We start from the raw sequence: 4,385 nt of genomic DNA, 5'->3' as shown, positions 1-4,385 counted from the left end.
CGCCAAAGATTCCATTTCCACAAGCCAATAAATTTGAAAGATTAATAGACTTAATTTCACTACTATTAGAAAATGATTTAACTTCAGATGAAATTACAGAAAATTATCAATTTGATGAGAGACAAACTTATTATTATACAAGCGCAGGAAAATATTTAGAGCTAATAACAAAACAGGAAAAAACTTTTACACTAACAAACCAAGCCAAAGATATTTTTTGTCAACGACATAAACTTAAATATTTAAAGCTCATCGAAAAAATATTGGAACACGAAGTATTTAATCAAGCTTTTAAACTATCCTTAGAAATTGCCCATATTCCCTCAAAAAAACAAATAATCCAACTTTTGTCTGAAAATCATCTAAAAATAGGAGATAAAACTAGAGAAAGACGAGCTTCTACTGTAAAAAGCTGGATAGATTGGATATGGTCACAAATTGACTAATTAGGGCTTGCTGATTAAATCTAAAAGTCTTTACAGATAAAGGTTTTAGTCTTTTTTTTGCCTTTAAAAAGTACCTGGTTTTCAGCTCTTCACGCTCAAAAAGGAGCGTATTTTAGGCGCATAGTTGGGCAGAAAAATCAAGGGACAAAACTTAGCTCCTACTTCCTCGCTCCCGACCCTTTTCTCCTGTCTTCCCCTCCCAGGAGGGGAGGGGTTAGGGGTGGGTTGTCTCCTACCCTCACCCATAAGACTTTTTCAGCAAACCCTAATTAGATATTAAACTAATATTGTACATAGCAAGGAACGAGTTGGTTAGGGCATAGATTGATGATCAATCTTAGACAGAGAGAGAAATTATTTTCCCACTGTTACCTGTTCCCTGCTCCCTGTTCCCTGCTATAGAGTTAAAATTTTATCAAACAAAACAATGCAAGATTTCTTCAACAATGTCTCTCGCTACCCACGATACTTTATTACTATTACCCTCGGAATATTCTTTTTTCTATTCGATCAACTTAAGCCACTATTAAATAAACCTGTTACGGCGATCGCTCTGATCGGTCTAATCATCGGGACATTTGTTTTTCTAGTCTTAACTCTACAAGCTATGTTAGGTATAAATCCAACCTAAGAAATAGTAAATTTATGTCTTTCTTAAACTTCTACACTACTAATCTGCTAAAATTGCTGCATTTTTTATAGCATTTACTAAGGGAAATAAATAGACCCCCTGCAAAATTGACAGTCAAATAAATTCCTATCCACAAATCCTCAATTTATTTGGCTTTTGACTTTTAACTTTTGACTTACTTAATAGAAGAAGTCTAATGAGTGGTCACCTAATGGTTTGCACGATAGATTGGAAGATAGAGTGAGTGGATAAATTCAGATGACTTCTTTTGAGGACATTTATCAATTTTTTCAAAGTCCCCCTCCGGTCTATCTAAACAAAGAATTAGCAGTGTGCTATATCCTATCTGTGTTGTTACAAAGAGACTCTTACGGAACTGAGCTTATTGGCCAATTAGAAAGGGACTACCCTATTTATCGACTTTCTGACACAGTATTATACGGCGCTCTGAAATTTCTTGAGGATCAAAGCACAATTATTGGCTATTGGAAAAAAGTAGAAGGAAGAGGGCGTCCACGGAGAATGTATCAAGTTATCCCTCAATGGCGTTCTCAAGCTACAGATTTAGCCCAACTATGGTACGAATATACTAATAATGGTCATATTCGGCCTCAAATTCAACCATCAACTATGTAAATAGATTAGGCAGGTGAGGACAATTTTGATGCTGATTTTGGCTAAGACTCCCATTGAGAATATTTTTGTGCCAATTTTTCAGCTATAAAATCTAAATAGAAGTATAAATCCTAGCTGATATTTGTCACAAAGCAGCTAGTCTTTTTTTTTGTTGTAAACTTATGTAAAAGAGAACACATAAAAAAACCATTCAAATTTAAAATTGTATGAATAATACAGCTTTAGTATCGTCATTTGTACTGACGCTTCTATCTAGCATTGGTCTAGTTTTTTTTATCAAAGCATCAGTAAAAAATAGGACTAAGAACCTCAAACTGATAGCCGATCGGGAAGCTGATTCACTTTTACAGCAGCTAAAAGAATATTTTAGCTATCGGGCCTACCGAATTGTTAGTGCTAATGCAGCTGAGAATCAACTAATATTTGAAGGAGTAGTTCGACCGAGTTTGTTTTTGGCATTTTTCTTGACCCTATTAGCTGCAATAGGTTGTTTATGTTTTGGCTTGGCTTTATCAATGTTAGTTCCTGAATATGGCCAATACTATCTATGGCTAGTGCTAGCATCTCCTTTAGCAGGTATTTTTTATTGGCAAAAGTCTAAACGACCAGAACAAGTGTCTCTAAAGTTAGAAGGAATATTGACTGAGGATTCTGGGGTCAAAAGTTTAATTTCTGTCACAGCTCATAGAGACGAATTAACAGCTTTACAAACAGCTATAAACTTGAAACCATACCAATAATCAAGTTATAAGTATAAACAGTTATTAAGATAAATTATTTTGATCAGCTACCAATAGTATTGCTATAGGATTTCGGTCATTGTCAAGGTTGTCGCAATCCATTTGGTCAACTGATCGAGTGATTAACTAAGATGAGTAGCTGTAGTGTATACCAGATCGTCAAAAAGAAAGCAAGTATATTGTGGGGATGATTTGAACAAAGGTCAATCAAATATGTTGGTTTAACCTAGTTAAAAATCAGTAAAACAATAATTTCCCGCTCAAACCAAAAGTTATAACGGGAGAGATTCAAAAAAAAACTTAGGATTTAAGTCCATTGGCAGATGGAAGCTTTAAATCCTAGTTAATTGAGCACATAAGGCTATAAAATCTGTGACCAAATACTACTAAATTAAATGAGCTGGGAGTACGAGTTCAGTATTACCCACTCACCTACTAAATATTTCAGTAGAAGTTAATATTTGTTGGTGGTCATCAAAAATCAAGGACATTCTTAATTTGCCCGTAAAAAACATTAAATTAATGATGTCCTTACACTTTAATTATATTTGGAGTAGAACTAAATATTTGCTTTTTGTCAGGTGTCTTAGCTTCAGTCAAAACCTTTAAACTAGGAAACAAGAAGTGATTTTCTTCAACGTACTGAGCTCCAAATAAACCTTTTTCAGCCCAAAAGTATCGATCCGTAGTATGCTCATTCCTTCTAACTAAAAGTACAGCAGGGGGAACAATACCTTGGGCATGAATAAATTTACGGGCTGCAGTGACTGGTTTATCTTCACCACTTTCAATACTATACTGAGCCACTTGCTCAAGAATCCTGCGTCCTTCTTGTCTACGACGACTTTTGCGCTTACGTCTTCTAGCCAATTTCCTTACCTCCTGTGTTAGCCGATGGGTGTAGTTATGGCTACCAAATTTGATAAGATTATATAAATTTTAGTTGAAAAACTCAAGTGTTTTTAATATTTTGATACAAAATATACACTTTGATGAAGATAGCTTATAAAATTCTGAGATATTTAGAGTCCCAAAAAAGTCCATATCTAGTGGAAAGTCCCACAAATAGCTCCAATGCTAATGCCAACCAGTACAGAATTTATTAGACTTTGCAGATCACAAATAGCCCTTGTATCTAGTTGGGGTGCATGTTTAAGTATAGTTTACTTGACAGAAAAATTAGTAGAAGGAGATGAAGCTAAACTAATTCCCATTATTGCATACCCAGAAAAGTTTGAGAATGGGGAAGCTACTTCAGTTTTCAAAACAACCTCAGAAATACAAATATTAGGCGATCTTCCGAAACTATCAGCAACAACCTTAACTACAGGGACAAATACTTGGCTCTTAGAACCAAGCACTGGCACAACAGAGTCAGATCCTAAATGGCCAGAAAGTCATCCTTGGCAACAACGTCAAATTGTTTTACCTTTAATCCATGATGGAGTAGTAATAGGATTACTGGTAACAGTAAGAGAAGGTAGGCCATGGAATCAAGGTGAAAAAAATCAAATTCAACAAGTAGCCCATACTATTGCCATAGCTTGTATATTAGATCAACGTTCTCAATGGTTAAAGGAGCAATTTCAGCAACAGCAAAAGCTACAAGCCCAGCAGTATGATATAATACACGACATATTGCATCAGTTGAAAAGTCCATTAACTGCACTACGAACTTTTGGTAAGTTATTGCTGAAAAGATTGTTGCCAGAAGATAAAAGCTGGAATATTGCTAATAGTATTTTACGGGAAGGCGATCGCCTCAGAGAGTTGATAGAACAAATTGATGACACTGTCGAGGTTGGAGAAGAAATTTTGAGTATTTCTGGGCAAAGCGAGTATCCTCAAACTACAACTAAAAATGACAATGTAATAGATTATTATACAGAAGCTAATAAAGAATTCAAATCATTACCACTTTTGCCAGAGTCT

The 4,385-nt window shown here is 35.1% G+C and carries 6 protein-coding genes and 1 pseudogene; 5 read left to right on the top strand and 2 right to left on the bottom strand.

The features are described from left to right. Nucleotides 1–446 (top strand): annotated as a pseudogene (locus F6K13_RS20340) (translation elongation factor); the annotation flags it as partial. An 81-nt stretch (nucleotides 447–527) separates the two neighbouring features. On the opposite strand, the gene F6K13_RS20335 reads toward F6K13_RS20340, so the two are convergent. Next, entirely contained in the window at nucleotides 528–692 is a 165-nt protein-coding gene (locus F6K13_RS20335) for a hypothetical protein (RefSeq protein WP_287288189.1), read from the bottom strand. Nucleotides 693–873: 181 nt separating this feature from the next. Here F6K13_RS20335 and F6K13_RS20330 point away from each other — a divergent pair, with 181 nt between their 5' ends. From F6K13_RS20330 to F6K13_RS20320, 3 genes are all read left to right on the top strand, one after another. Next, nucleotides 874–1,077 carry a DUF751 family protein gene (locus F6K13_RS20330; RefSeq protein ID WP_124146713.1) on the top strand — a complete coding sequence of 68 codons (204 nt, stop codon included), beginning with the start codon at nucleotides 874–876 and terminating at the stop codon, nucleotides 1,075–1,077. 258 nt (nucleotides 1,078–1,335) lie between these two features. Further along, nucleotides 1,336–1,713 (top strand): PadR family transcriptional regulator, encoded by a 378-nt coding sequence (locus F6K13_RS20325; protein WP_124146714.1) that lies wholly within the window; start codon nucleotides 1,336–1,338, stop codon nucleotides 1,711–1,713. A 206-nt stretch (nucleotides 1,714–1,919) separates the two neighbouring features. Beyond that, nucleotides 1,920–2,453, top strand: a complete 534-nt coding sequence (locus tag F6K13_RS20320; RefSeq protein ID WP_124146715.1) for a cofactor assembly of complex C subunit B — start codon at nucleotides 1,920–1,922, stop codon at nucleotides 2,451–2,453. 531 nt (nucleotides 2,454–2,984) lie between these two features. On the opposite strand, the gene F6K13_RS20315 is transcribed toward F6K13_RS20320, so the two are convergent. Further along, a complete protein-coding gene (locus F6K13_RS20315) occupies nucleotides 2,985–3,323 on the bottom strand; it encodes a DUF3155 domain-containing protein (protein ID WP_124146716.1) in 339 nt (112 codons plus the stop codon). A 210-nt stretch (nucleotides 3,324–3,533) separates the two neighbouring features. Here F6K13_RS20315 and F6K13_RS20310 point away from each other — a divergent pair. Continuing rightward, nucleotides 3,534–4,385, top strand: an 852-nt coding sequence (locus F6K13_RS20310; protein WP_287288187.1) for a histidine kinase dimerization/phospho-acceptor domain-containing protein, incomplete at its 3' end; no start/stop codon positions are given.

The sequence above is a fragment of the Okeania sp. SIO2B9 genome (assembly GCF_010672505.1).
GTDB classification, from domain to species: domain Bacteria; phylum Cyanobacteriota; class Cyanobacteriia; order Cyanobacteriales; family Microcoleaceae; genus Okeania; species Okeania hirsuta.
This window is presented reverse-complemented; position numbering and strand designations above follow the sequence as displayed.

Excerpts from the sequence above, each read along its gene's own strand:
- F6K13_RS20335 (WP_287288189.1), bottom strand. The coding sequence starts at position 692 with ATGGGTGAGGGTAGGAGACAACCCACCCCTAACCCCTCCCCTCCTGGG.
- F6K13_RS20330 (WP_124146713.1), top strand. The coding sequence starts at position 874 with ATGCAAGATTTCTTCAACAATGTCTCTCGCTACCCACGATACTTTATT.
- F6K13_RS20325 (WP_124146714.1), top strand. The coding sequence starts at position 1,336 with ATGACTTCTTTTGAGGACATTTATCAATTTTTTCAAAGTCCCCCTCCG.
- F6K13_RS20320 (WP_124146715.1), top strand. The coding sequence starts at position 1,920 with ATGAATAATACAGCTTTAGTATCGTCATTTGTACTGACGCTTCTATCT.